This is a genomic window from Mycobacterium sp. UM_CSW (assembly GCF_000455205.1).
Classification (GTDB): domain Bacteria; phylum Actinomycetota; class Actinomycetes; order Mycobacteriales; family Mycobacteriaceae; genus Mycobacterium.
Map to the genome: position 1 here is coordinate 1 of NZ_AUWQ01000150.1, position 2,546 is coordinate 2,546.

The 2,546-nt window shown below is 70.7% G+C and carries 3 protein-coding genes; 2 read left to right on the forward strand and 1 reads right to left on the reverse strand.

Translation table 11 applies throughout. From position 1 onward, the window contains the following. A partial coding sequence (locus N415_RS29890) for a DUF4328 domain-containing protein (RefSeq protein WP_193376534.1) occupies positions 1-814 on the forward strand: 814 nt, incomplete at its 5' end. 4 nt (positions 815-818) lie between these two features. Beyond that, entirely contained in the window at positions 819-1,643 is an 825-nt protein-coding gene (locus N415_RS29895; RefSeq protein WP_068103366.1) for a glycerophosphodiester phosphodiesterase, read from the forward strand. On the opposite strand, the gene N415_RS29900 is transcribed toward N415_RS29895, so the two are convergent. After that, the gene (locus tag N415_RS29900) at positions 1,644-2,540 is read right to left on the reverse strand and encodes an LCP family protein (RefSeq protein ID WP_068189791.1); all 897 of its coding nucleotides are present in this window, start codon (positions 2,538-2,540) and stop codon (positions 1,644-1,646) included. Between the last annotated feature and the right edge of the window lie 6 nt (positions 2,541-2,546).

Below are 2,546 nucleotides of genomic sequence, written 5' to 3' on the forward strand. Positions count from 1 at the left end.
CGCCGCGCCGCCACGGCGGCGCGGACGTCGGCTCCTGGGACCCACGCCGCGCTACGCCGTCATCCCACGCTGGGGGTTGGCGGACCGCGTTGACCAGGCGCCGTCGGCGGCGGCCGAAAAGCCTTCCCGGACAGGGCCATCCGCACCGCTCGTGCGCACCACGTTGTTTTTGAGCGTGCTCATTCTGAGCGCGGCTGCACTGGTGTACGTCGCACGGTACGCGCTGTTGGTGTACAACCGGAACACCCTGCTGAACTCGGTCGTGGCCGTCATCGCCGACTGGCTCGGGGTGCTGGCCAGCGTGGCGGCGATCGCGGCGGTAACCGTCTCCGCGGTGGTGCTGGTCCGGTGGCTGATCGCGCGACGGGCCGCCGCGTTCGCGCACCATGGGCTGCCGGAACCGCGTTCCGTCCGGGCGCTGTGGGCGGGCTGCTTGGCGCCGTTCGCGAACCTGCTGTGGGCGCCGGTGTACGTCATCGAACTGGCGACCGTCGAAGAGCATTACGCCCGCGCGCAAAGACCGATCGTGCAGTGGTGGATCGCGTGGCTGGCCAGCTACCTGGTTTCGATCTTCGCCATCGCCACCAGCTTCGCCACCGACGCCCAGGGCATCGCGAACAACACCGTGCTGATGGTGTTCGCCTACCTGTTCGCGGCGGTCACCGTGGCCGCGATCGCCCGGGTCTTCGAAGGCTTCGAGCGCAAACCGGTAGCCCGTCCCGCACACCGCTGGGTGATCGTCGAACCGGACCGTCCCGCAGGCCGCCAGTCGAGCGCTCCGGTTGAGTTGGCGGGGCAGGAACCGGCAGCATAGGGATATGACGTGGGCCGACGAGGTGCTCGCCGGGCATCCCTTTGTCGTTGCCCACCGGGGAGCTTCGGCCGCCCGTCCCGAACACACCTTGGCTGCCTACGATCTCGCGCTCAAGCAGGGGGCGGACGGCGTGGAATGCGACGTGCGCCTGACCCGCGACGGCCACCTCGTCTGCGTTCATGACCGCCGCCTGGACCGGACCTCGACGGGAGCCGGTTTGGTCAGCACGATGACGCTCGCCCAACTGCGCGAGCTCGAATACGGCGCCTGGCACGACAGCTGGCGTGAGGACGGCACGCACGGCGACACCAGCCTGCTGACGTTCGACGACCTCGTTTCGCTCGTCCTGGACTGGCACCGGCCGGTCAAGATCTTCGTCGAGACCAAGCACCCGGTCCGGTACGGCTCGCTGGTGGAAAACAAGCTCCTGGCCCTGCTTCATCGCTACGGCATAGCCGCGCCCGCATCCGCGGACCGCTCCCGCGCGGTGGTCATGTCGTTTTCGGCGGCGGCGGTCTGGCGCATCCGGCGGGCCGCGCCGTTGTTGCCGACGGTGTTGCTCGGCAAAACGGCTCGGTACTTGGCGAGCAGCGCGGCCACGGCCGTCGGCGCCACCGCCGTCGGGCCGTCGCTGGCGACGTTGAAGGACTATCCGCAACTGGTGGACCGGGCCGTCGCCCAAGGCAGGGCCGTCTACTGCTGGAACGTCGACGAGTACGAGGACATCGACTTCTGCCGCGACGTCGGCGTGGCCTGGCTGGCCACCCACCACCCGGGCCGCACCAAGGCCTATTTGCAGCGGGCGCGCGCCGCCGACGGCAGCATCTGATCAGCCCGGCACCGGCGCGTCGGAGGCCAGCGCGTCGAACAGCCTGCCGGCGGCCTCGTGGTCCCACACCACCACCGCGCCGGCGTCGCCGGTGGTGAACTCGCCGATCGGGACGGTCAGCGCGGTCGTCGGCCCGTGCAACGCCCAGCCGAGCCGGGCCAAATCCCACACGTGGTCGCCCCGATCGACGGTCATCGCGCCCGCGGCCGAGCGGGGCACCGAGTACCAGCGCAGCGGGTCGAGCAACACGGCCGGGCTGGCGGCGCGGTGCAGCAGCGCCGACAGGAACTCGCGCTGGTTGGCCATCCGATCCAGATCCGCGCGCGGGGTGTCCCGCGTCCGGACGTACCCCAGGGCGTCGCGGCCGGACAGTTTCTGGCAGCCGGCCGGCAGGTCGATGCCGGCCAACGGGTCGTGGATCGGAGCGGTCGGGCAAACGGTGATGCCGCCCAGGGCGTCGACCACGCTCGCGAATCCGCCGAATCCGATCTCGACGTAGTGATCGAGGCGCAATCCCGTCGCCCGCTCCACGGTCTCGGTCAGCAGGGGCGCCCCGCCGATCGCGAACGCCGCGTTGATCTTGTCCTTGCCATGGCCGGGGATGGGCACATACGAGTCGCGCGGGATCGACACCATCGCCGCCGGAGTGCTCGACCGGAACTCGGGCACGTGCACCAGCAGGATCGTGTCCGTTCGGCTGCTGCCCACATCGCCGCCCGTCGCCAGGTCCTGCTGCTGCTCGGCGGTGAGGCCCTGCCGGCTGTCCGAGCCGACGATCAGCCAGTTCGTCCCGCGGCCGGCCGTGGGCCGGTCGGGATAGTCGGTCAGCGCCTGTTCGCGGCGCAGCGTGGTGTCGAACCACATGGCGCCGCCGACGATCCCGGCGCCGGCGAGCAGCGCACC

Bases quoted from the DNA above. Each gene is read 5' to 3' on its own strand.
- N415_RS29895 (WP_068103366.1), top strand. From the start codon at position 819: ATGACGTGGGCCGACGAGGTGCTCGCCGGGCATCCCTTTGTCGTTGCC.